At 57.7% G+C, this 24,612-nt stretch carries 20 protein-coding genes; 7 read left to right on the forward strand and 13 right to left on the reverse strand.

Features of this window, described 5'->3' with window-relative positions; translation table 11 throughout:
- Position 1 precedes the first annotated feature (1 nt).
- The gene (locus H6F59_RS14040; protein ID WP_190700942.1) at positions 2–892 is read right to left on the reverse strand and encodes an alpha/beta fold hydrolase; all 891 of its coding nucleotides are present in this window, start codon (positions 890–892) and stop codon (positions 2–4) included.
- A 209-nt stretch (positions 893–1,101) separates the two neighbouring features.
- On the opposite strand from H6F59_RS14040, the gene H6F59_RS14045 reads away from it, so the two are divergent.
- Positions 1,102–1,713 carry a hypothetical protein gene (locus tag H6F59_RS14045; RefSeq protein WP_190700945.1) on the forward strand — a complete coding sequence of 204 codons (612 nt, stop codon included), beginning with the start codon at positions 1,102–1,104 and terminating at the stop codon, positions 1,711–1,713.
- Positions 1,714–1,728: 15 nt separating this feature from the next.
- Here the strand turns inward: H6F59_RS14045 and H6F59_RS14050 are convergent, their stop codons facing one another.
- Entirely contained in the window at positions 1,729–2,448 is a 720-nt protein-coding gene (locus H6F59_RS14050) for a COP23 domain-containing protein (protein ID WP_242021473.1), read from the reverse strand.
- 372 nt (positions 2,449–2,820) lie between these two features.
- Between H6F59_RS14050 and H6F59_RS14055 the strand changes: the two genes are divergently transcribed.
- Complete coding sequence (locus tag H6F59_RS14055) at positions 2,821–4,932, forward strand: AMIN domain-containing protein (RefSeq protein ID WP_190700949.1); 2,112 nt, start codon at positions 2,821–2,823, stop codon at positions 4,930–4,932.
- A 96-nt stretch (positions 4,933–5,028) separates the two neighbouring features.
- On the opposite strand, the gene H6F59_RS14060 is transcribed toward H6F59_RS14055, so the two are convergent.
- Complete coding sequence (locus H6F59_RS14060; RefSeq protein ID WP_190700952.1) at positions 5,029–5,463, reverse strand: DUF1824 family protein; 435 nt, start codon at positions 5,461–5,463, stop codon at positions 5,029–5,031.
- A 98-nt stretch (positions 5,464–5,561) separates the two neighbouring features.
- Between H6F59_RS14060 and radC the strand changes: the two genes are divergently transcribed.
- A complete protein-coding gene (gene radC, locus H6F59_RS14065) occupies positions 5,562–6,293 on the forward strand; it encodes a DNA repair protein RadC (protein ID WP_190700956.1) in 732 nt (243 codons plus the stop codon).
- 170 nt (positions 6,294–6,463) lie between these two features.
- On the opposite strand, the gene H6F59_RS14070 is transcribed toward radC, so the two are convergent.
- The 4 genes from H6F59_RS14070 to fabI form a co-directional block, all read right to left on the reverse strand.
- Positions 6,464–7,597, reverse strand: a complete 1,134-nt coding sequence (locus H6F59_RS14070; protein WP_190700959.1) for a hypothetical protein — start codon at positions 7,595–7,597, stop codon at positions 6,464–6,466.
- Positions 7,598–7,793: 196 nt separating this feature from the next.
- Positions 7,794–10,409 (reverse strand): type II CAAX prenyl endopeptidase Rce1 family protein, encoded by a 2,616-nt coding sequence (locus tag H6F59_RS14075; RefSeq protein WP_190700962.1) that lies wholly within the window; start codon positions 10,407–10,409, stop codon positions 7,794–7,796.
- Between the two features lie 188 nt (positions 10,410–10,597).
- Positions 10,598–11,767: a serine hydrolase gene (locus H6F59_RS14080; RefSeq protein ID WP_190700966.1), complete on the reverse strand. Its 1,170-nt coding sequence runs from the start codon at positions 11,765–11,767 to the stop codon at positions 10,598–10,600.
- A 138-nt stretch (positions 11,768–11,905) separates the two neighbouring features.
- Positions 11,906–12,682, reverse strand: coding sequence for an enoyl-ACP reductase FabI (fabI, locus tag H6F59_RS14085; RefSeq protein WP_190700969.1), 777 nt, complete (start codon positions 12,680–12,682; stop codon positions 11,906–11,908).
- Between the two features lie 126 nt (positions 12,683–12,808).
- Between fabI and hisA the strand changes: the two genes are divergently transcribed.
- Together hisA and H6F59_RS14095 are read left to right on the forward strand one after the other, a co-directional pair.
- Positions 12,809–13,582, forward strand: a complete 774-nt coding sequence (gene hisA / locus H6F59_RS14090; protein ID WP_190700973.1) for a 1-(5-phosphoribosyl)-5-[(5-phosphoribosylamino)methylideneamino]imidazole-4-carboxamide isomerase — start codon at positions 12,809–12,811, stop codon at positions 13,580–13,582.
- 74 nt (positions 13,583–13,656) lie between these two features.
- The gene (locus H6F59_RS14095) at positions 13,657–14,451 is read left to right on the forward strand and encodes a hypothetical protein (RefSeq protein ID WP_190700976.1); all 795 of its coding nucleotides are present in this window, start codon (positions 13,657–13,659) and stop codon (positions 14,449–14,451) included.
- Positions 14,452–14,587: 136 nt separating this feature from the next.
- Here the strand turns inward: H6F59_RS14095 and H6F59_RS14100 are convergent, their stop codons facing one another.
- The 5 genes from H6F59_RS14100 to H6F59_RS14120 all read right to left on the reverse strand — a co-directional run bounded on the left by H6F59_RS14100 (position 14,588) and on the right by H6F59_RS14120 (position 22,113).
- A complete protein-coding gene (locus H6F59_RS14100; RefSeq protein ID WP_313887213.1) occupies positions 14,588–15,034 on the reverse strand; it encodes a GFA family protein in 447 nt (148 codons plus the stop codon).
- 232 nt (positions 15,035–15,266) lie between these two features.
- Positions 15,267–16,148 (reverse strand): nucleotidyltransferase domain-containing protein, encoded by an 882-nt coding sequence (locus tag H6F59_RS14105; protein WP_190700979.1) that lies wholly within the window; start codon positions 16,146–16,148, stop codon positions 15,267–15,269.
- A gap of 100 nt (positions 16,149–16,248) precedes the next feature.
- Positions 16,249–17,223: a LysR family transcriptional regulator gene (locus tag H6F59_RS14110; protein WP_190514848.1), complete on the reverse strand. Its 975-nt coding sequence runs from the start codon at positions 17,221–17,223 to the stop codon at positions 16,249–16,251.
- A 237-nt stretch (positions 17,224–17,460) separates the two neighbouring features.
- Positions 17,461–18,984: an HlyD family type I secretion periplasmic adaptor subunit gene (locus H6F59_RS14115; protein WP_190700982.1), complete on the reverse strand. Its 1,524-nt coding sequence runs from the start codon at positions 18,982–18,984 to the stop codon at positions 17,461–17,463.
- A gap of 144 nt (positions 18,985–19,128) precedes the next feature.
- Positions 19,129–22,113 (reverse strand): type I secretion system permease/ATPase, encoded by a 2,985-nt coding sequence (locus H6F59_RS14120; protein WP_190700985.1) that lies wholly within the window; start codon positions 22,111–22,113, stop codon positions 19,129–19,131.
- A gap of 422 nt (positions 22,114–22,535) precedes the next feature.
- Between H6F59_RS14120 and H6F59_RS14125 the strand changes: the two genes are divergently transcribed.
- Entirely contained in the window at positions 22,536–23,105 is a 570-nt protein-coding gene (locus tag H6F59_RS14125; protein WP_190700988.1) for a hypothetical protein, read from the forward strand.
- A 2-nt stretch (positions 23,106–23,107) separates the two neighbouring features.
- Here the strand turns inward: H6F59_RS14125 and H6F59_RS14130 are convergent, their stop codons facing one another.
- Positions 23,108–23,929 carry a carbonic anhydrase gene (locus H6F59_RS14130; protein ID WP_190700991.1) on the reverse strand — a complete coding sequence of 274 codons (822 nt, stop codon included), beginning with the start codon at positions 23,927–23,929 and terminating at the stop codon, positions 23,108–23,110.
- Between the two features lie 228 nt (positions 23,930–24,157).
- Between H6F59_RS14130 and H6F59_RS14135 the strand changes: the two genes are divergently transcribed.
- Positions 24,158–24,577: a peptide chain release factor 1 gene (locus H6F59_RS14135; RefSeq protein ID WP_190514843.1), complete on the forward strand. Its 420-nt coding sequence runs from the start codon at positions 24,158–24,160 to the stop codon at positions 24,575–24,577.
- Positions 24,578–24,612: the final 35 nt, after the last annotated feature.

The raw sequence follows: 24,612 nt of genomic DNA on the forward strand, positions 1-24,612 counted from the left end.
CCTACTGGGCTAACTCGGCCAGAAATTGCTGAATCAGCCCAACAGTAACCCCAGGCTGCTCTAGCTGAGGGGTCAGCCCTACCCCCGGCAGCACCTCAAAGCGACGAATGGCAGCGGAGTTAAGAGCCGCGAACCGGTGGCCAAGCGACACGTCAGTCAGTTGGGCCGCTTCGCCCCAGAGCAGGGCGGTGGGGGTGGTGAGCTGGGGTAGGTAGGTGGCCAGATCAAAGCTCAGGTCGCCTCGCACAAAGGCCAAGGCGGCGACATCGGCATTGGGCTGCTGGGCCGACATTAGGTAGGCCGCTACGATGTCGTCAGAAATTTTGCTGGCGTCGGCAAACTGTCGCTGGGCCAAGAACAGCTTGATGCCGTCAGCGGTGGCGATCGCTCCCCGATAGAGCACCTGGTCAATCACCGGCAGCTTCACGATCTGATTGATCGGAGAGCGGCTGGGGTCTTGGCCAAAATCGGCCAACCCCGCTGGGGCTACCAAAAATAGACCTCGCAGGCGATCGGAATGGTCGATGGCAACCCGCACCAGCATGGCCCCACTGAGGGATGAGGACACGACAACGGGTGGAGCCGGGCAGAGCTTTTCGACCAGTTCGATTAGCAGGCTCAGGTAGTTGGCGGTGGTCAAGGGGTGATCGGGGTGGTCAGAGTTACCCCAGCCAATCAAATCGGGGGCCAGCACCGGGTGTTCTGCAGCAAAGGCCGGATATACCTTGGACCACTCGTAGCTCGATGACCCACCGCCAAAACCATGGACAAACAGCAGGGGTACGGACGAGGCTGGGGGGGCAGGCCAGAAGTCGGGGTCAGCTTCGATGTAGGCCACCGTGCCCAAACTCAGGGCCACCGATCGCTGAATAAAACCGGGAGGGATAAACATAGAACCACGCCATTACTGCCTTCTGATTACCACGAAGCCTTGCCCGTTGCCCACTGGCTAAGACGCGATGGTCATCTGCGAGGTCATGCCAACAGCATTAGCTCTGAGGGGCATTGGCGCAACCTCCTGTGGGAACCGCGGCAACCATTGCCCCAACTTGCCGTCTTAATCCACAGCGGTCTATAGCGAGTTTTTGGGAGTCAACGGTCATGGGACAACGCGTTCAGCGGCTTTCTATAGTGAGCTTTGGAGGGGTGATGCTGCTCTCGGCGGGGCTAGCTGGGTTGATTCACCAGGTGTCGCCCCTGAGAGACCCCAGCTTTCAGGTTAATAGCGCCAACGCCGGTACGCTGGTGCCCTGGCTGCGGTGGGTAAGTGAGAATACTTGGCTGGGGACAAGCTTTGCCCTAGCGATACTGTTGGCGGTGAGTTTGACCTTAATACTCAGGCAGTGGAGCCACGCACCGGCGCAGCCAAGACGCACAAGGTGGGTAGCGATCGCCGCCGTGCTTTTTCTGGCGCTGGGGTTTACCGGCTACACAATGGCCTACAGCTCCTCAGGCTACGGCCCCATCGGTGCCATTAAGCTAGCCGTCGTGCTCGGACTGCCAGCGCTGCTGACGGTTCACTTCACCGGCATGATTTGGTTTTGGCAGCGGATAAAAACAGCGCTGGCCCAGGACTCTGGGCCAGCGCCAGCAGTGCAGCGGTGGGGGCAACTCTACACCAGCGTTTACTGGGCAGGATTTGCCGCCAGCGTATTTACCGCCCTGCAAGTTTTATTTTTGGGCTATCTGTTTGCCCAGCACATGGTGGACTAGACCGGCCTAGCGCTTCTAGCGAAACGCATCGGGGTTGAGGGATCGGCCGGTGGGGCTGCCGCCGCTCAGACGAGCACCGGTACCGCCATCGGTGGGGTCGAGAAAGGGCTTGAGGTTAATGCCGCTGCTGCGCGAGCTGCTGGTAGAACTGGGCAGACCCAAGATATTGCCAATTTGCCCCAGCACGTCGCTGTTGCCGCCCGCAAAGGTGGTCACTGCGTCGGTTTGGTCGCCTCGATCGGCGATCGCCAGGTTGTCAAACACGAGATCGCGGGTTGCCATGGCATCTTGCCCCGGCGGTACGGTGAATACGATGCGGCAAGCGGGTGTTGACTCGGTGGTCACACAGACGGTGTTGTAACCGTTTTCTACCGAGGTTTCAAGAGCCATCAGACCGTCAGGACGGTACTCTTCTAGCCGAGCACTGATGGTGGCACAGCGTCGTTCAGCGGGCCAGGCACTGCCCATGTCTTGGGGTACCGCCCAGGGGTAAGACTGCCCCGGCTGACTGGTAGGGGAATACATCACCGTGTATTTCCCGTCCTGCATCTGACAGGTGAAGCGCGGCGCAGTATCGGCTTCAGCAGGCTCTGTCGAAGTAGTTTCGGGAGTCCCTTCAGGGGTGCTTTCTGGAGTTTGGGCTTGGCCCACGGCCCCAAACGGTCCGGTCAGTAGGGCGGTAGTTAGCCCACCCATGAGTACTTTAGCGAACGTGCCAGACGTAGAACGAACCATGGTGTGCTGCCTCCAGAAGTCGATTTGGCGTGTGAGTACATCTTTGCTCAGGGTTCCCCAGCGGCTGAATTACAGACCAGCTCGCAAGGTTGCTTAATCCCAAAAGCAATTCCCTGTAGTGCGCGACGCAATCGCTCTCTGACAAGTTCCCCCCACTCCCTATTGATTGCCCCATCTGATCGTTACCTTCTTAAACTTTCCTCTACCCCTTGCAATTCTCAAGATTGTGCGTATCCTTAGTTAGGCTTTGGGCTCACGCTGTATTTAGGCTAGGCAGACCTAGGTTCGACGCTGCATCTAGCGTTTGCCGGAAGAATCATTGGTATCTGCGTTCGCTCCACACTCACACCGCCCCAGAGGGAGACATAACCCATGGCACACCCAATCCACCATTCTGCTGCATCGCGTACTGGCTACCGTCTGGGTGGCTGGGCAGGCGCTGGTTTAATGGTGTCTACCCTGCTGATCATTAGCCCTGCCGCTCAGGCCGAAACTCTTGCCGCCTGGCAGTTTGACCCAGCGACCCAGCAATTAACCTTTACGCTGCCCAGCGGCATCACTCCGCAATATGCTGTCGCAGCAGATGCCTCCCAGATCGTGGTGACCTTGCCCGAAACCCAGTTGGGAACGGTAGCCACCCAGCAAACCTACAGCGGTGCCGTCAGTCAGGTGAGCCTCAGCCAGGTGAACGATGCCACCGTGGTGGTGCTCGACCTGGTTGCCAATACCGAGCTGGCCGCAGAGGGAGTCAGCCTGATCTCTATCGCCGCAGGTGATCAAACCCGCTGGGTGCTCACTGCCTTAGCCGCTGCTCCTAGTACTGCCCCTACGGTGTCTGCGCCCAGTAGCCCCCCCGCACCGGGCAACAGCTCCATGATTGTGGAACTGCCGGTGATTCCAGGAAACAACCCACAGCTAGGCTTTCCGGAGGCGGGCACTGGACGGTTGAGCACCTCGGCCGCCAATCTGATGCTGCCCAGCGATATTGCCAGCCTGACGAACCTGCCTGAAACCTTGCCCGTAGACCCCTTCAACCTCGGGCAACCCGGAGAACAGATTTCAGTACCCAGCCTGGCAGAACTCGATGCCGTGATCGGCCCTGTGGCCACCGCGCCCCAGCAACCAAGCTTAGCCTCTACCGAACCGCCGATCGCTGGAGTAGCAGAGCCTGGAGCGATCGCCCCACTGCCTGCCGTACAGCCGCCCGCCAGTACCGGCTCGGTGCTAACCTTTGAGCCACCGTCGCTGGCCGAGGGCGATGTCCCTAGAGCTGCCCAGCCACCGGTTGCCGCAGCTCCGACCCCTGGCCCAGAAGCAGTGGCAACCCAACCAGCCAGTTCCCCTGCCTCTCCTGCCGCGCCCGCGATCGATACCGAGACTAGCGGTGTGCCGATTGCAGTCACCCCACCTGAACTGCCGACTCCTGGGCAACCAGCGGCAGAGGCGATCGCGGCTGCGCCAACCCCTGCCCCTGCGGTCGAAGCTAGCAACCCGACCCCGGCCATTGCTGCCGACCCACCAGCTCTACCAGAATTGCCCGCGGAGACGGCCACGGCTACTCCAACCCCTGCCCCTCCCGAAGCTAGCAGCCCAACCCCGGTCATTGCTGCCGACCCACCGGCCCTCCCAGAACTACCTACGGAGACAGCGGGGGTCACAGACCAGCCGGCTAAGGCGATCGCTGTTCAACCTGACGCGATTAGCCAAGAGCCGCCCCCGCTGGCTACGGTTCCCGTTGAGCTAGCCGGCACCGACCCCAATCTTCTAATCGTACCTACTGCCCCGACCACCACCAGCCAGGGTAATGTCGTCCCCCCGTCTACCCCGGTGATGTTGGCCGCCGCCGGAGAACCAGTTCTATTTGGCAGCCCACTGCCCGGTAGCAATGACCAAGCGGCCCTACCTAGCGCGATTAACCCGGCTTCTAGCGATCGCCCCCTTTCCCCCGACACGCTGGTGGCAGCGGGCACGGTGCTAGAGCTCCGCTACGTCGGTGATGAGCCCCTCGATCTCAACACCAACTCCAGTCAAAACCAGGTGCTGCTGCTGGCCAACGACATTCGTGACCCCATCACCAACGGCATTGTTGCCCCGGCGGGCAGTCAACTGATTGGTCAATTTGAACCCACCCCTGAAGGTCAGCGATGGGTGAGCAAAATGCTGATCGCCCCTAACGGGCAGCAGGTTGATTTTGCCAGCACCACCGAATACATGGTGGGTAATACTGAGGTCAGCAGTCCCCGCCTGGCCGCTGGAACGGGATTAGGTGCCTTGGCCCTGCTGCTGTTGACCGGCTTTAGCGGCATCGGGCTGCTCGGTGGCGCTCTGGTCGGGGCCACAACCGTAGTGGGCACTTCTCCCCAGTACGTTGTCATTGAGCCCAACCAGGTCATTCAGGTGCAAGTTATGCAAGATATTCCCCGCGCCATCCCCATCGCTGCCGCCCCAGAAACCAGCCGTGAGTGGGGCAGCGGCGGCTGGTAGGCCAGCACTGGCCAGGCAGAACATGTAAGCAAAAAGGCTTCAGGTAGAAATATGTTTCTACCTGAAGCCTTTTTGCTGCACTCTCAACTTGGCGGACTAGGGCTGTGCTGAGAACAGATCAAACGGAAACGGGCCATAGGTGCCCGACAATTCAGTTACCTCAGGGTCAGAGGTGTGAAAAGTGATTAGCACCCCGCGCGATCGCCCGCTGTAGTCATCTAAATACCATGCGCCTTTGAGGGTGTTGAACTTGAGATAAACCGCTCCCTCACGGGCGGGCAGGTCCAGGTTAACGGTAACCCCAAGGGCTTTCAAAAACGACTCTAGGGCCTGCTGCCCCTCAGCCAGGGTATCGGCGCAAATGCCCAAGGTTTGGTAATCAGACCAGTCGTTAAAGTCGCTCAGGTCAGCCCGCACCTGGACGGCTTCGGCATCGCTGAGGGTGGATGGCGTGGTAAGGCAGCTAAACTGGCCCAGCCGCTGGCGAATGGCGGCGATCTCAGCGGCGGTGGGAGAGGACGAGGTGGTCATAGGGAGTTCTCTATTGTCTGTTTTTGGGGGTGAATTATCCCAAAGCGGTTTGGGCTTACTAGCAGTGGGCCTCTGGCCCAGCTACCAGAGGTGCCACCATGACCTACCATGTCCGCATGTTAGACATGCCGTCGAGCGATCGCCCGCGAGAACGGCTGCTATCTTACGGGGCTAAAAGCCTATCAACCGCAGAGCTACTAGCCATTTTGTTGGGCACCGGCCAGGGGCCAGGTAAGCTGTCGGCAGTGGGGCTAGGCCAGCTCATTCTGCAAGAAATGGGACAAAACCAGCGCGATCCGCTCACCTCGTTAAGGGATGTATCGGCCCACGATCTGGAGGAAATTTCAGGCGTTGGCCCAGCCAAAGCCACCACCATATTAGCTGCCATTGAGCTGGGGAAACGAGTGTTGCAAGCGATTCCGCCCGAAAAGACCGTCGTAGACGACCCCGCCATTGCCGCCGCCGCTCTCAGTCACGAATTGATGTGGCAAGCCCAGGAGCGCTTTGCCGTGGTGCTGCTCGACGTGCGCCACCGGCTGATGGGCACCAAAGTGATTACCATCGGCACCGCCACCGAAACCCTGGCTCACCCCAGAGAAATCTTCAAAACCGTGATTCGCCACGGTGCCGTGCGCTGCATCGTGGCGCATAATCATCCTTCAGGAAGTCTCGAGCCTTCCCCCGACGACCTCTCGCTCACCCGTCAGCTCCTTCAGGGGGCGCAGATTCTCGCCGTGCCAGTGCTCGACCATTTGATTATCGGCAACGGCGACTTCCGCAGCCTGCGCCAGACCACCCAGCTCTGGCAAGAAACGCCCCAGGGAGTCTAGGGTTAGGCTGAACTTTCAGAGCAGGCAGGCGCATAACGCAGTCATGGCTGCCCACAGAATAGGCCAGACTATTCTACGTGACTAAAAAAGAGGGTGCCTGACCCGCTTTCAAACGGATCAGGCACCCTCCTGGACTACTGTCTGAGAGAATTTGCGATCGCCTAGATCGCCTAGATCGGCACAGCGGCAGAACCTTCCAGCGCTGGTGCTACGGTCGCTAGGTCAAAGCTGTCGTTGATGTCGCCGAGGGGCGTAGTCAACGAGGCCGTAGCAATGCCGCCACTGACGTCAATAACGCCATCGACACCGGCAAAGAAGTCGGCGCCCTGATTGGTGAAGGCCACTACGTCAAAGGCGGTTTCAAACAGTCCCAATGGGCTTTCGATCGCAGCATCAAGCACGCCGTCGGTGAGCGTACCAGTACCATTTAGGTCTTGAACAAACCCGGCCACATATTCACTAGCCAATGGCCCGATGGTGAGATCGGTCGCTACCGGCAGGCTCAGACTAGGGCTGATGGGCACCGAGGCGTCTAAACTAGCCAGTCCGTCAGCGAAATTCAGCGACCCAGTCACCGCCGAGAGGGGCACCGACAGATCGCCATAGACACTTGAGGACGCCACAATATTGCCGCTGTTAAAGTCCACGACACCGTTGATGTCGCCCACCAGAGGCAGCGCCGTTGAGAAGGGGAAGACCGCGTCATCCTCAAAGTCAATGTCGGCTACTAGCTGGCCAAAAGGCGTGGCCAGATCGAGGTTGAGATCACCCCCGGCCACATCTACGGTGCCGCTGAGGGGGCCTAGAGCTGTGGCTAAATCGAGAGTAAACGCGCCGTTGGCAAACGGTACGGTGGCATCAATGGCATTGATGGCATCTAGCACGAAGGTGCCAGCGGCAGCAGACAGGTCAACCGGTGGCAAGGTAGCTGTTTGACCGTCAGTGGCGATCGCCGCCTCTAAAATTCCCCCATCTAGGGTGAAGGTGCCATCCGAGACAGCGGCCAGATCGGCAAAGCCTCGCAGAGTTGTAGGGGCATCAAAGGTGCCCGTTAGGGCCGTGCCATCGGCCAGCAGCAGGTTGGCATCAAACCGGCCATCCTCTACAGAAATTTGGCCCGTAGCATCGGGCAGGTCCCTGGCAAAATCGGCTACCAGGTCAGCAAAGCTGGGGTCGAAAGAGGCTAGCAGGGTCAGCACACTGGTGCTGCTAAAGAAGGATTCGTTGGGAGTAAATTCAACAACGGCTTCTTCTTCGTTGAAAAAATCTTGGTTGGGCGACAAATCAGTATCAGTCAAAGACATAGGGAACACCCTTGCTTTCCTTTAGATAAACATCAGCGACAGATGACCTGTCGCAGGTGACTCAGCGCCACCCACTGGTCTGCAATGCTCCGCTGGGTATTGTGCCATAGGAATCTAAGAGTGCCTAGGTAAATTTTTGGGCGATCGCATCGTCATTCCTGCCTATTCCCTTGGCCTTACCACCGCGGGATTACCGCTATCGAAACGGCGCAGTAAGCTTGCGCTCTCTGCCACAAACCGCCCTCACACCGCTCAGCCGCGCCCAACCACCAAAGCGATAAACCCACACCAGCACCACCACCCAGTGCATCAGCACCACCAACCAAAGCGAGCCCGTAATCCAGTACGCGGCAATCAGCACTAGCCCCAACCAGCCTGCCAGCACTAAAAAGCGAGGGTCAGAGAGGCCGGCCCTAGCCCCCCTATACAGGGTTCTATTCAGTACAACGTGATACAAAATAAACGCTACAAAGCTGACGATGCCCCACAGCAGCCAGCGATCGCCGGGCACCCCTTCCACTGGATGGGGCAGCAGCATGACACGAAAGATTGTTTCTTCGAGCAGGGCAGGGGCAATGAAGCGGCGCAGGGCGTCTAAAGCGAAGCCCATCGGGCTAGACGCCGCCTGCTGCCGCACCAAAAATCGATTTCTCAAACCAAAGGGAAGCGCCACCAGACCGTAGAGCGACAGCATTACTAGCCCTAGCAGCCCCATGGGCCAGCTCAAGCCGGTGGCAAAGGCATCGGCCAGCCGCTGGGTGACTCGTCCCAAAATAGGAACACCCCCGAAAAAAGTTGTCGGGGGAACCGGCTGCACAGTCGGGTCAAAACCGCCCACCATGTTGGTACGCAAAAACCACAGCTGACCACCATGCTCTAAAAAAATGCGGGCTACCCGGTCGTGGGCCCAGCGAGGCATCATGCTGTGCCAAGTGAGCATGCCGCTCAACAACCTGCGGCTGCTGGTAAGATCGCCAGTTGAGTCAACCCCGGCCAGCGATTCAGCGTTGGCTTGCCAATCGGGACGCACCACACCGTAGGGCACCAGCATCGTTTCGAGGTCGTTGCCCAAAGCGGCAAAACGTCGAGATCGCTCAACCTCTGGACTGTCTGGGTTTTGCTGCACCCAGGCGGCAATCTCAGGCTGGCTGTCGATCTGGCGGCGAATCTGCTGAATCGCGATAAACAAGGCCTGGTTGGAGTCTTGCACACAGGACGTGGCGGGGGTAACCGGAGCCACGCCCGTGCCATCGCCAACGCGGTAGCGAGCCGCAATTACTTGGAGCTGTAGCAGCAGCTCGCGAAATAGCGAAATGCGCATGTCGCCAAACTGGAACGGAGCGATGAAGGCGTCGAGCTTAACTACCACATCCGACACAGGGCGACTGCCGAGCCAACCCCGCTGCATGTCGCCCATGTAATCGGCCCAGTCGTGGGCACCGGACACAATGCCGTTGGGGTTGTGAGCGTAGATCTGCTGGTACTGAATATCAAATTGCAGCTCGTTGGTGATGGGTTCGCGCACCACCTGGGCCAGCCCATAGGCAAAGTGGCCCGTTATGGTGCCGACCGGAGCAGATTCTGCTTTCTCACCGCCGATACCGCCGAAGAGATGAATCACGAGGCCATAGTCACCCTCTTGCCACTGAGCCTGGGCGGTGTCGGCACTACCTGCGGTGGCGCTCACCAGCAGGCTCTGAAGGGTGCCCTGGCGCTGGGGCGTGCCTTGCCAGTTGTCGCGATCGAGGTAGCGGCGACCTGAAGCCAATCCCAGCACCACATCATCAGGCTGAAGCTGAACCAGCGCTCTGGGCTTAAGAGCCTGCACGGTGAACAAACCGTCCTCGGCGCGGCTGCCGTAGATATACCAGCCAGCACTGCCGGCGGGCGACTCGGCTAAGTCTCGCAGGTTAGACATGAAGCGATCGCCCGTCATCGCCGGCTGCTGCGGAATACGCACGGTGCCCGTAGGACCACTGAAATTGCCCGACGCGGCGTTATAAAACTGAACGCGAAAATATTCGGTTGGGCAGGGCGGCTCCCCAGGACAAAGCGTAGGACGCGGGGCTTTGACGGTCTCGTCAGGCCCCAGGAGCTTTACCAGGCCGTATTCTCTCCCGGTAATTTGAATAGGCTCAAGGCCCACCCGCAGCATGGGGCGATCGCCTTCTACGACCACCTCCACCTCTGCCAAGCGAACAGTAACGTCATCGTTGGGTCGCGCCCCCGCTAAAGATTGCAGTGGCCCAACCGCCTTACGACCATTCAGCCGGGTGGGCAATATGTTGCCATTAGCCAAAGACCGCTCAGCCTGGGCATTAAAGACAACATCGCGAGTAACGGCTTTCATGTAAGCCTGGGACTGGGCATTGGGTTTCCAAGTGAGCTTCACCCTTTGGCCTACCAGCTCAGGAAAGTCGGGGGAACTGTACCACAGATCCATCCACACCCAGTCGCCGGGAACAGCGGCATACTCGGCCTGACTGGGGAGAATGAGCCTACCGTTCCACAACCCATTGGGGCGCAGAGAGGGAGCAGTAGGCAGAGGCGTTGGAGGGAATGTTTCAACTCGGTTGGCCGGTAGGGTGAGGGCGCGATCGTAGTTGGTCACGACACCGTTGGGCACAACCTCAGTATCTGGAGCCTGGGACAGGAAATTGGTAGCCAGCGGCTCGTGGGGTGGCGGTGCGCCTTCGGTTTTGGTCGCTAGCAACCCCAGAAAACATACTACGGCAACAATGACAGCAACCCGCTGCACCAATCGCTGAGCACGGAAGGGCAACGGCAAGTCTAGATCAGAAGGCCGCAGCATTGGGAACGCTCATCTCGCGATAGAAAAATGCTAGTAAACCACATTCGGCCCTCCAAAAAGTTGGCCTTAAGGAAAACCAAAGCTTCGCCTTCCTAGGCAGGAGGCCTCAAGCTATAGCGTCGCCAAGATAGTTAGCTTGAATTTTCACAGGAGCGTCCAGGCTACGGTACTGACTCAGTAGGGCCGCTTTACTGCCGCGATCGCAACCCCTCTACAATCACATTCACGATCACCGCATCGTTCCAGGCGGGAGGCTCTTCGCCCAAGCGCACAATCACCAGCTCTTCTAATGGAATCACGTAAACCCGCTGATGGTGGCGACCGTCGAGATAGAACGTGTCGGCAGCGGCAAAGGCAGCCGACGAGGCTCGGTTGACCTGGGGATAGTCGGCGGTGCGAGCCTTGAGCCAAATGTGCATGCCAAAGGTCGGCTCTAGGGGCGACTCCTCTAACATTTGCTCCAGCCAGCTTGCGGGGATGATTTGGCGATCGCCTACTTTACCCCCATGCAGCAGCATCTGCCCCAGCCGCACCCAGTCTGGGGCGGTAGCAAAAAAGCAGCAAAAGGGTTTCGCGCTCCCCCTCGGACGGTCTAGCCAGAGAAAACCATCTCCGGCACCCAACGGCTGCCAGAGGCGGTTACTTAGGTAATCACCAAAGGATTCTCCTGTGGCCCGCTCTAGCACCAAGCTGAGCAGTTGCGAATTGAAGTTGCTATAGTCAAACACCTTGCCAGGAGCGCTTTCCAAAGGAATATCCAGCACAAGTTTTTGGGTATTTGAGCCACCGTAGAGCTGCACCAGATCAGAGCGTAGTGTATCGATACGGTTGTCGTTGCGCAGGCCTGACTGCATGTAGAGCAGGTCGGCTAGGGTGATGTCGCCCCTGGGGTCGTTAGCCCATTCTGAAAGGTAGGTGCCGACGGGATCTTGGATGGAGCCGATATGCCCCTCGTCGATCGCTACGCCGATCAGCAGCGCCAGCAGGGTTTTCACCATCGACATTGAGTTGACGGGGTCGCTGGCTTGGTGGCCCTGCCAGTATTGCTCTAGAACAAGGCGATCGCGGTGCATCACCAGCAGCGCCACCGAATTTTGCTCCTCGGCAAAGTCCAAGGCTTTTTGCAGCGCTTCAGGAGGAATCTCGGTCGTCTCGACCTTCACCAGCGGTGGAGCTTGGGGGCCAACGCCGGGGACTAGTTGCTGGGGCTGATACCAGTCCGCCGAGGTGATAGGGGTGTCGGGATAGGTGAGCGATCGCCCCAGTAGTCGCCAATCCACCGTAACCCGCAGTAGCCCACCTACGGCCACCAGACCTACCACCGTCCACAGCCTAGGCCGAAGGAATGCTCTCGTCATTCGTCGAGTTGTTCCCTACAATTCCAGGCTCTATTCTAGCTAGCTCGACTTAGCCATCTTCAACAGCCAGATCTCAGGGTTCTTTTTAACCTTGTACCAGGTCTGTCTATCATTCAAGAACCCTAGGATCTACGGCCCCTACATGCCCATGATGCAGTAGCCAGAATCGACGTAGAGAATCTGCCCGGTCATGCCCGTCGATAGGTCGCTGCACAGAAAAGCGGCAGTGTTGCCTACTTCAGTCTGCGTTACAGTGCGGCGCAGCGGCGCAACTTCTTCAACGTGGTGAATCATATCGAGAATGCCGCCCACTGCCGACGACGCCAGGGTGCGAATGGGGCCAGCGGAAATGCCGTTGACGCGAATATTGTTGGGGCCAAGCTCGGAAGCCAGATAGCGCACATTCATTTCTAGCGCTGCCTTGGCGATACCCATGACGTTGTAGTTGGGCACCACCCGCGCGCCGCCTAGGTAGGTGAGGGTGACAATGCTGCCGCCGCCGGTCATTAGCGGCTTGGCCCCGCGCGCCAGGGTAATTAATGAGTAGGCGCTGACATCCAGGGCCAGCTGAAAGCCCGCTTTAGACGTGTTGCTAAAGTCGCCCGTCAGGTCATCCCGGTTGGCGAAGGCTAGGCAGTGAATCAGAATATCGAGCTTGCCCCACTTTTCTTGGATAGTGCTAAACACCTGCTCGACCTGGGCTTCGTCCTGCACGTTGCAGGGCAAAAACAGACTGGGGTTGAGGGGGTCAACCAGGTCTTTGACCTTGCCTTCCATCCGGCCTCTTTCGTCGGGCAGGTAGGTGATGCCCAGGTTAGCCCCAGCTTTGTGCAGCTGCTGGGCAATGCCCCAGGCAATGGATTTATTGTTGGCAATACCCGTTACCAGGGCGTTTTTACCAGTCAGGTCTAGCATGGCTCTCGGTGGTGATTCGCATTTAGGAGTCTACGGGAATTTGGGACCGGTGAATAGGGTATAGCCCGATAGAATAGGTAGGCTTGGCGCATAGAATTCTGCCTAAAATTTACATCTCCGCTACCCATGGAAGTTATCCCCGCTATTGATTTGATTGAGGGTCGCTGTGTGCGGCTTTACCAGGGCGACTATGCCCAGACCGAGGTGTTTAACGACAACCCGGTGGAGGTGGCGCGGCAATGGGTAGATCAAGGGGCAACCCGGCTGCACCTGGTGGATCTCGATGGGGCCAAGTCGGGTAAGCCCGAGAACTGGCAGGCCATAGAGGCGATCGCCCAAGCAGTGGATATTCCCATCGAAGTGGGGGGCGGGCTACGCGATCGCGCCCGCGTCACCGATCTATTCTCTTTGGGCGTGCGCTACGCCATTCTCGGTACTGCTGCGATCGAGAATCCCGAGTTAGTCAGCGACTTGGCCGGCGAATTCCCCGGCCAGATCATCGTTGGCATCGATGCCCGCGACGGCAAGGTGGCGACGCGGGGCTGGCTGGAAACGTCGGAGGTGGATGCGATCGCCCTCGCTCAGCAAATGGAGCAGCGCGGCGCGGCGGCAGTGATCTATACCGATATCCAGCGCGACGGCACCCTGCAAGGCCCCAACATTCCAGCCATGCGAGCCATGGCCGAAGCCGTGTCGATGCCAGTGATCGCCTCCGGTGGCGTGGGTGCTTTGCGCGATTTGCTCAGTCTGCTGGCTCTAGAGAGCCAGGGAGTTACCGGCGTAATCGTGGGTCGCGCCCTCTACACGGGAGATGTCAGCCTTAAAGAAGCTGTGCGAGCGGTGGGCAACGGACGGTGGCAGGATGTGCCCCCATCCCTGGGCGACTCGGCCTTTGCTTAGCAGGGACATGATCAAAGACCAGCCTTTGGAGGCGATCGCAGCCTGTAGGCTTATTGCATGAGGCGAATCTAGGTATGAGCTCTGGTTTACTAGCCCCCCCCTTTGAAACTGCTGCCCTGGCAGCGGCCGACACCTCCGCCTTAAAATCTAGCCTGCTAAAGCAGGTAGACGAGCGGGAGTCCGAGCCAATGGCCAAAAAAGTCCGTTTTGCCAACGAGATCCTGCTGCCACTCTTCGACGAGTTAGAACGCCGCAACCCTACTCCCGATTTGAATCAACAAATCCCGCTGCTAAAAGGAATTTGGCTACCTATTTGGTCTACCATTCCGTTTCAAGACATCATTCCAGGCCGGGTGCATCACGAGTCCTATCAAATTTTTGACGACAATGGCTTTTACGCCAATTTAGCCCGCTACAAACCTGGTCGTGAAACTCCAATCCTAAGCTGGGTCTCTCGCTGGCTACTCAGCTACGATTTTATGATCATGCAGAGCTACGGAGTTCAAGCACTGGCCGAAGCAGATCACCCCTCGGCCCTAGGGCAAATGGGGCAAGACTATTGGGAAATTCAAAATGTCTGCATCCGACAGGTTTTGCGCTTTGGTTCACCTTCCTTTAGCGCTGATGCGGCTCAAACTTGGTTCAATCAAACTGTAGCCGATCATCAAAAAAATCCTGCATCTCAACCGCAAACCACTAAGCCCGCGCAGGGTAAAAATCGCGTCACGACAAAGCAATACGAGCAAATCGCCCAAGCCCGACCTCGCCTCGACCACCTCTATATCGACCAAGATTTTCGCCTTGTTAAAACCCAGCGAGAAAAATCCCAGCGTCCGTCCTACACTGTAGCCCTGCGTTTACCGACCTAACCTCTGCGTAGTCGTAAGTTGAGTGACGTGCTAGTAAAACTCAACAAAACTCATTCCAACACAAGTGGGGGCCGAACGGAAGGAACCAATCTATGCCTAAGTGGAGATAGCAAAGATTCACTTTTTGTAAGCCATATCATTTGGCAAATTCTGCAAGTAACGCCGGAAACTGTTCTGGTGGCGGAAATTTACTGAAGCTATAGGTGGCAGGCGTTGTTACCCAAGGCAGTTTTTCGTCCGTGTATGTTTCGATGAACGGGCTGAACGCTTGAGCATCTTCCATGAGGCTGGCGCGAATATTGACGAAGTCATCTAGACCTTCAGGGCGGGTAAAAAGCCAGCTCATGCAGTGGCCGCAGAAATAATGGCGAGTCGCACCATGCAGACCGCCAATTACCGGGCTACCCAACGTAATTTTGAAGCTTTCGCTAGGGTAGAGGGCGCTCAGCGAAAAGGCACTGGATGTCATTTGCTGGCAGCCGGTGCAGTGGCAGGCCATGGTGATCAGAGGTTTTGAACTTACTTCAAATTGAACCTGCCCGCATCTACAACGCCCCCTCTTGAAAGAAGTAATATCTACCACAATTTATTCCTAAGTTTCTCTCAACGTAGCGCAATCTTGCTTGGCCATCCAAAGTTTTTTAAACGTTGAATCAGCGGGATAGTTGTGGCACGGAAAAGGCCAGTTAGACATTTCAGCTCTAATAACGAGGCGACACGATGGGTAGGTAGAACTACCGAATGACTAGGCCGTGAGCTAGGCATCAATATTTTGAATAAATCCTTTAATCAAACAATATGCTGATTGGCCCCAATCACGTTGGTAGCGGGTAGCGTGGCTTGTATAGCCCGTCTGTTAGGTCAACTGTCTCCCGAACCAGTTGTGCGACACTCTCGACAGCAGCGATGAGTTCTGTAGGAGACGCACCGAGGTGCGCGAGCGTCTTCTGCACCCGCAGCCCGAACTCCCGCGGGGCCTGCTTAAACTCGGCAATCTCCTCAAGGGCCGTCTTGTCGTTGATCAGGTAGGTGCGGTTCAAAGCGAAAAGCACCAATATCAGCTGGTTCACGGCACAGGTTAGGCAAGCTGCCGTCCCATAGCCATCAGAGCGCATGGCAAACTTGCGGGCGAATGCAGTAAGGCCGAATTCCGCCATCCAAAGATAGTCTTGCACTACGGAGTGGCGCAGGGCCTCCGGGTAGTTCGCGACCCGCCGCTTTAGCAAATCGAGCCGGGCCTCGGGATCGAACAGGGGAACACATACCTCAACGTCGCCAAGGTACGTCCCGCTGAAGTATCCAAAGGGTGGCTGTTGGGCATAGTGAAGCTCGTACCGGCCTGCTTCTGCCTCGGCGATGACCCGCTCTAGGTGTTCAAGGCTGCGATAGAGGAAATCGACGCGCTGGCCGCCAATGGTCAGCCAGGCTCCACCATTAATCCAGGGACCCCACTCATAAAAGTCTGTGACCACTGGTGCGGCGGTGTTGTCGACGGCGTCAGCCAGCTCACGAAGGCTTTGGATAGAGAAAGGATCTGATTCTGAGTAGAAGATGCCAAAATCGATATCCGACCCTGGCTGAGCGCGGCCGCGGGCATGCGACCCGCCAAGCACGACTGCCCTGATCCCACGGATCATTCCAAGCCGCTTTACGAGCGACGATACCAGTTCGCGTTGTTCGAGCGAGAGTTGTTTCACGGTCAGGGTAGCGACCCCCCAAAAAAGGGGGTAAGTCTATTGGTTAGCCAAGATCAAGACCTCTTTTTGAAGGTGGCTTAGGTAGCCTCATCTGCTCAGGCTAGACCTTAGTCAGCAGTTCTGCGCCCTTAGGATCGATCGCAGCTGGTGCTCGACTAATCCCCGGCAGCAGGTTTTCTACCAGGGTGTGGCTTTCTTCTAGCAGGTAGTTTAAGAATGCCTGAGAAACCACCGAGAGCTGCTTGCCCGCCAGGTGGGCCACATACCAGTGGCGATCGATGGGGAAATGGTCAACGTCAAGAATGGCAAACTCACCCCTGGTGCCTTCAGAAATAATGGTGTGCAGCGACAGCACCGAGATGCCCAGACCGCCTGCGATCGCCTGCTTGATCGCCTCATTGCTACCCAGCTCTAACCGCACCTTCACATTTATATCGTGCTCAGCAAACAGCTTTTGCACCGCGTGACGGGTTCCCGATCCGGGCTCGCGCATGATGAACTGCTCACCATCGAGGACGCTAATGGGCGATCGCGCCTTGCCCACCAGCGGGTGGTCCTGCGGCCCCAGCACCACTAGGGGGTTTTCAAGAAAGGGGTAAATCTTCAGGTCGGGCTGTTCGGGCGGCGTACTGATGATGTAGAGGTCGTCATCGTTGTTGGCCATGCGCTCTTGAATCTGCTGGTGGTTAGTCACCTTCAGCGAAATATCAATGCCGGGAAACCGCTGACAAAATGGTCCCAGTAGCCGGGGCACAAAATATTTGGCCGTGGTGATCACCGCTAGACGCAGCTGGCCCTGCTTGAGACCCTTGAGATCAGACACTGCCATCTCAAACTGGTCGAGGCCGTCAAAAATTTCTTGGCAAGTGTCTAACAACTTTTGCCCTGCCTGGGTGAGGTAGAGACGCTTGCCGATCTGTTCAAACAGAGGTAGCCCCACCGCCTTAGTCAGCTGCTTCACCTGAATCGACACCGTGGGCTGGGTCAGGTAGAGTTCTTCGGCGGCCCGGGTAAAGCTGCCGTGGCGGGCAGTTGCTTCAAAAACCTTAAGCTGGTGCAGCGTGGCATGAATCAACGAACAACCTCCCCAATCAAGCAACGGCGCTTTTTACATAGACGCTATTCTATCAAATCAGGATGACTTAGTCTGCTTTTTCTATGAATGCATCGCCACGAAAAAATTGGCCTGGGGAAAGACAAGCTGAAAAAGGGGTTTAAGGTGCAAGGTTTAGGGCGCGAGGGGCAACCTCAAACCCTGCACCTCACACCTTAAAACCTCAGTTAACCAAAGCTTTGAGTGCTGTCTTGGCTGCTAGCCACCCGTCTTAATCGTGTCGATTTTGCGCACAAATAGGTCAGAGAAGATGGTAATCACCCGCCGGGGTCGGGTCTTGATATTGGCGCTCAGCGACATGCCCGATTGCAGCTTCACGGGCTGCCCATCGATCGCAATTACCTGATCGCCTAGGGTAATCTCTGCCGGGAAGCGAAAGGTGGGGTTGATCTGATCGGGGGGCAGCGCGTCAGAACCAATCCGGGTCAGAGTGCCCTTCACATCGCCAAACTCGCTGTAGGGGAATGAGTCGATGCGCACATCGACCTCCATCCCTTCGCGCACAAAGCCAATGTCGCGGTTGGTGATAAACACCCGTGCCACCAGGGCATCGCTGGGCACAATTTCAAGAATCGGCTCGGTGGAGTTGGCCACGTAGCCCGCCTGGTTGGCCTTGAGATTAAACACCGTGCCGTTCACCGGGGCGCGCAGCTCTTGGTAGGTGAGGGTCTGCTGGAGCTGGGCAATTTGGCTATCGAGCTCTTGCAGGCGGTTGTCGTTTTCGAGAATAGTTTTGGTTAGCTGGCTGTCAATGGTGGCGATCTGGTTGTTGTTGGCGGCGATGCGCTGCTGCAAGTCGTCTTGGGAGGCGATCGAGGTATTGCGAAATTGCTCTTGGGCCTGGATGATCGCCAGCTCTAGCCGCTGCCCTTCCTCCACCAGGCGGTTGACCTCGGTTTGGCGGTTGTTCACCTCCTGCTCCTGCTGGAGATATTGAATTTCGCCGATGCCCCCCGCCTCATACAGCGGCCGAATGCGATCGAGAATATTTTGGTTAACCCGCAGGGCATCGCGGGCATTGGCCAGCTGAGCCTCGGTCTGGGTGAGCTGACGACGCAGCTGATCCACCTCCAAGTTAGCGATGCTGAGGCGTGAGTTGAGTTCAGCATTAGAAGCCCGTAGGCGATCGCGCTGGGCGACAGGCAAGCTCTCCCCTGTCACATCCCCCGCTAGCTGGGCGCGATAGAGGGCGTTTTCGGCCACCAAGGCGGCGCGGTTGCTGGTTAACTGCACCAGACCGGGAGCAATATCCACCGGGGCGCTGGCCTCAGTATTGTCAGCTAGCTGCGACTTATAGTAGGCATTTTCTTCCCGCACCTTGGTGCGAATGGTCTCCAGCGAGGTGAGCTGGGCCTGGGTGGTCTCGGGGTCAAACCGCAGCAGCGGGTCACCTACCTCCACAGCCTGTCCCTCGGTTACCAGCACCTCCCGCACCACACCGCCCACCGGAGCCTGCACCGGCTGCACCATGCCCTTGGGTTCTAGCTTGCCCTGGGCCGGTATGGCCTCCTCAAACTTAGCCAAACACGCCCAGGCCAAGGTAAACGCCGTCACTCCGACCAGGCTCCACACCACCGCTCGCGACCAACGGGGTGACTGGCGAAGAATCACCGGCTTGTCGAACTGCACCTTTTGCCGCGAGGGCTGGTTGGCCAGCACGGCGTCGCCGTTTGGGTCAGGGGTCTGCGATTGAGTAGGGGGAATGCTGTTGATGCGAACCATGGTTGGGGAATGGGGGAAGTAGGGGAGTCGGGGAGTGGGTGGGTAGATGGGTAATGGAGGGTTTTAAATTTTGAGGTTTGAATTTTGAATTGCGGGGTAGGAATTAAATTCAAAACTAAAAATTCAAAATTATCTGCTGCTAGCCTAAACGCCGCTGAGCTGCTGTTGGTAGAGAGTAAAGTAGCGCCCCTGGAGTTCCATCAATTCGGCGTGGGTGCCCAGCTCGACCGCTGAGCCCTGCTCCATCACCAAGATCTGGTCGGCCTGCTGAATGGTGTTGAGTCGGTGGGTGATAAAGAATACCGTGCGACCCTCGGCCCAGCCTTTGAGGTTCATCGAGACCTGGTGCTCGGTATCGTAGTCGAGGGCGCTGGTGGCTTCATCCAAAATCAGCAGGCGTGGATTTTGCAGAATGGTGCGGGCGATCGCAATTCTTTGTCGCTGCCCCCCCGACAGGGTCGAGCCCCGCTCGCCAACGCGGGTGTTGTAGCCCAGGGGCAAATCCATAATGAAATCGTGGCAGCAGGCAATTTTTGCCGCCTCAATAATCACGCTGGGCTCGGCGTCAGGGTTGGTGAGCGAAATATTCTCCTGAATAGTGCCCTCAAACAGCAGGCTATCCTGCGGCACAATGCCAATCTGCCGCCGCAGCGAATGCAGCTCGACCTTGCTGATGTCGTAGTGGTCGATCAGAATGCGGCCCGACTCTAGCTCGTAGAGGCGAGGCAGCAGCTTCATCAAAGTGCTCTTACCCGAGCCGCTTTGGCCCACTACACCGATGAATATCCCCGCCGGAAACTCTAGGCTAACGCTGGCCAATTGCAGCGGCCCCGAGGGCGCAAAGCGAAAGGCCACGTTCTCGAAGGTGACTTGCCCAGTAATCTCGGGCATCGGAATCTGGTTGGCCTCGTCGGCCTCGGTCTCCTGAGGGTGGTCAATGATGTCAGACAGCCGCTCCAAGGACAGAGCCGTTTCCTGAAAGTTTTGCCACAGCTGGGCCAAGCGCAAAATCGGCGCAGTCACGTAGCCCGAAATAATCCGAAAGGCGATCAGCTGGCCTAGGGTGAGTTGCCCCTCCAGCACTAGGTAGGCCCCCACCCACAGCACTAGCAGGGCTGAGAGCTTGTTCAGAAAGTTGCTGGCCGAGTTGGCGGTGGTGGAGGTCAGCACCGTATTAAACCCGGCGCTGACATATTCGGCGTAGCGCTCCTGCCACTTCCAACGGGTGCGCAGCTCAATATTCTGTGCCTTGACAGTCTGAATGCCCGACAGCGACTCCACCAGCAGCGACTGGGTAGCGGCATTGCGCTCGGCCTTAATGCGCAGCTGCTTGCGCACAATGGGGGCAGTTAGCGCCGTTACTAATACAAACAGCGGAATCGTTGCTAGGGCCACCAGGGTCAGCACCCAGCTGTAGATGAACATCACCACGATGTACAACACCGAGAACACCGCGTCGAGCACTACCGTCAGGGCTGTGCCGGTGAGAAACTGGCGAATGTTTTCAAGCTCGTTGATGCGGCTAGAGAGTTCGCCCACGGGGCGTTTGTCAAAGTAGCGCAGGGGCAGGCGAAACAGGTGGTCGATGATCTCCGACCCCAGGGCCATATCGATGCGGTTGGTGGTATCGACGAACAGGTAAGTGCGCAAACTGGTGAGCAGGGCCTCGAAAATGGCCACCACCACCAAGAAGACACCCAGCACTTGCAGGGTATCGACGCTGTTTTGCACAATTACCCGGTCGATGATGATCTGCACCATCAACGGGTTGGCTAGGCCAAACAGCTGCACAAAGAACGAGGCGACAAACACCTCGATCAGCACCCAGCGGTACTTCTGAATCGAGGGCCAAAACCACTGGAGGCCAAATTTTTGCTGGGGGGTTTCGCGGGTGGGCTCCAGCAATAGCACTTCTCCGCTCTCGCCCCAGGCCTCGGCAAAGCTCTCGGGGGTGCGGCGAATAATACCCACTTCGGGATCGCCCAAAATATAGGCTTTTTCGCTGGTTTCGTAGAGCACCGCAAAGCTCTCCTGCCAACGGATCAGGCAGGGGGTATTGAGGCGGCCAAACGCCCCGACGGGCACGCGCACCAGCTGAGTTTTGAGGCCCATCATCTCGCTCACCGAACCGCAGATCGGCAGCGACAGCTGACCCATGCGCTCGTGCTGGTTGGCCAAGATGCGGCGAATGACATCTTTGCGAAAGGGCATGGAGAACTGCTGGCTGAGCATGTCAAAGCAGGCCAGCGCCCCATCGACCTCGCCTCGACCCCGCGCGAAGGGGTAGCGGCGGCTGGGCGACTTCTCTAACGCTGAGGACGCCTGGACTCGGGGCACCAGATCGGCCTCGGTGGCGTAGGGGACATTGTTGACATCCAGCACCTCTACAGATCGAGCAACGGCCTCTGGCTCCAGATCAGCAGGTTCGGGCAGGGTCTCGGCAAGCACCGCCGGGGTCATTCCCAGCACCCGCGCTCCCTGGGGACTAAGGATCTCCACGGGGCGATCGAGGGCCAGGGTTGAGCCCACGGGCAGGTTGAGCACCGTGCCGCCGCTGAGCACCCAGGTAAGGGCGCGATCGAGCTGAGCTAGATTATTGGAACCGGTGGGTAGGGTGACGATCGCCGATTCGTCACAGACCGTCTGGGCCTTGGCCCTGAGATCGCCCACGTCGAGGGCATGGGTTTTGGCATGCTCGGCTACCAGGTCAAAGGCCTCGATCGCATAGACGCGATCGCGCACTTCCCCCCCAAACTCTGGGTACTCGTTGAGCAAACTCAAAAACGTGTACGACGGCAGGGTGAGGGCCAGCACCTCACTTGAGGCGATTACCGTTTCGCAGGGCACCCCGCGAATTAAGCTGATCACCCCCAGCATTTCACCCCGGCCAAAGCGCCCTAGGGTCACCGGCTGCTGACTGCGCGGGTCGTAGCCCAACAGCCGAGCTTGCCCTTCTAGCAGCACAATTACCTGCTGGGTCAGTACCTCCCGTCGCAGCAACGGCTGACCGACACGGTACTTGAGGGGCTGGGCCGTTTGCAAGAGCTGCTGTAACGCCTCGGCAGGCAGCCGATCAAAAGGCTCCAGAGACTGAAAAGTTTGTTGAATCGAGAGCGACGTTTGGGTCATAGCTGGGGGTATGGACGCACGGTGGGGGCAGCCGGGCAGCTTTAATATGCAAAAGCAGGAGCGTAGTATTCACCAGGTTTGATCAATACGCTCAGTAAGCGATAGGCAGATGCACTAAATCGATACACAACGTAATTTAAGTTCGGCGACGGTTTGATTACCCTTCATAGCCTGCCCCATCCTAAGCGGTTGGGTAGTCTCAATAAGATAACGTCGGGTTAAAGTGACCAACTTTTTACCTTCTAGCTCCCGGACCGTAAGTCGTACCCCAGGAAAAGTGCTGTCACAGCGAGGAACGACGCACCCGATTCACTACCTTCTTGTGCCACTTTCATCCTCTGCCGCATTACATAGGTGGTCTGTACAAAGCGCTGGTAGCGTCTATATACAGACAAACCGTCAATAAACCACCGACCGTTGCTATGCCTACGCTGTCTTCTACGTTTTCTGTACCCCGTTGGCTTCAGACCAGTGCACTGGGGCTAACTCTGGGACTGGTCGCGGGATGCGAGAACTACCCTGCTACAGGCAACACCGTCACCACCGGCACCTACGAAGCTACCGCCACTGTTACCCAAACCTGGCAGGTCGACTACGCCCGCAGCTTTGACCGCCGCCAAACCATTCACCAAGAAATCTTTGAGTCTAACTCCCTCGTCAACCGCAACGGCGTGCGCCCTGAAGGTGCCGCCACTGGCCCCGACGACAACGGGCTTTACTGGCCCGCCCTGCCCCCTCGCCCCACCGCCGATGAGCTAGAAGCCCGCAAGCGCGAAGCTATCGAGCAGCGCACCGATCCAATGGTGCTCAAGGATGTCAAGTACGCCATCACCTTCGACTACAACGGCCAGCGGCGCACCCTGCCCACCACTCGCACCGTCTACCGCGAAGCTTCCAGCGCCTTTGCCGACCAGCAGGCGCTAGAGGTCACCTTTGGTCCGGGCGAGCAGAGCATTGGCGCGGCGCGGCGAATTGCGAATTTTGATCGGTAGCCCTACACCCCAGCGCCTCGATAAATGCGAGCGGCCTGCTCGGGGCTGAGACGGTTGGCCCCCGGCCAGTAGGGCTGCACCGGTTCAGAAAATTCGGGCAGCGCCACTGAAGGGGCCCCCGCACCGGGCCGGACTGCGTCGTTGAACTCTAGGGAAAGCCCACCCGGCTTAAGCGACTTCGCATCGTTTAGATCGGCATAGATTTTGCTGTGGGGTGGCACGAAGGCTTTAGCCTCTTCGTCGTAGGCCAGCAGCTCGGCAGAATCCAGCTTATAGATCCAGCCATGGATGGCTAGGGTACCGGCGTGGAGCTTGGAGCGCACCGAAGGATAGGTTTGCAGATTGTCGATCTGGGTGAGGACGTTTTGGGCCACCAGTAAATCCAGCTTGTCCTTCTTTTCCATGCTGCCGTAGTGGTCTTCGACTAGCTTGCGGGTGGCCTCGGTATGGCGCAGCCAGTGGTAGACCAGGGGCATTTTTTCTTCAAGGTCACCAATTTGCAGCAGTCCCTTCATGGCTCCGCACTGGGTGTGGCCGCAGACAATCACCTGGTGAATATCCAGAGCTTCCATGGCGTACTCAATGGTGGCTCCTTCGCCGCCGTTGGTAGCCTCGTAGGGCGGAATAATATTGCCGGCATTGCGAATCACAAACAGATCGCCAATCTCAGCTTGGGTAATGATGGTAGGGTCTACCCGCGAGTCAGAGCAGCCAATGAACAACACCCTGGGATGCTGCCCCTTAGCCAATTCTTTGAGCAGCTCCTGGCGGTCGGGAATGTAGTTTTCCTGAAAGTCACGCAGACCACGCAGCAGCTTTTCCATAGATCACACAGGAAGTTAGGGCAACCAAGCCCAGGCGATCGCCTGAACCCGCATCTATTGTTATCCCATATCTAAGGCATCAGCACCGCAAAGATTTACTTATCACGGCAATCATCCCTGCTTTTGAGGGGGAGCATGACACCCACCTAGCCTCACAATTGATACCATTCCCACAGCCAGATTGAAAATTCAGCGCAATAATGGGCTTGACTTCCTATTGCTGCGGCTATGCGTAATCCCTTTTGGCGGTTTAAGTCTTTGCCCTGGGCGATTTTGTTTCAGGTGGCTTTGGTAGCGGTGGCGATCGCCACCGCCGCCGACCTGCTGCTAGCTCAGGGGTTAGCCCTATTGCTAGCCAACACCGGCAGCAGCCTAATGCCCCTGATGCAGCTGCTGTTCATGGCGCTGCCCGTCGCCGCCGGCTTTGGCATCGGTGCCCTAGCCCTCACCATTTTGGAACGCTGGTTTAAGAGTGTGTACATCGACACTGGCGTACTGTGGGCATTGGTGCCCTGCATCGCCCTGGTGCTATTTGTCAAAGGGTTTTTGCCCATCCCTACCGCGCTGGTTGCCATGTCTTACCCCCTCCTGGTAGGAGTGCTGCTGGGAATTTTTGTGGTGGGCAAACGCCACTGGCGACGCTGGTAGCGGCAGAATCAACCGGGGCAAGCTGAGCAAACCAC

It is taken from the genome of Nodosilinea sp. FACHB-141, assembly GCF_014696135.1.
GTDB lineage: Bacteria > Cyanobacteriota > Cyanobacteriia > Phormidesmidales > Phormidesmidaceae > Nodosilinea.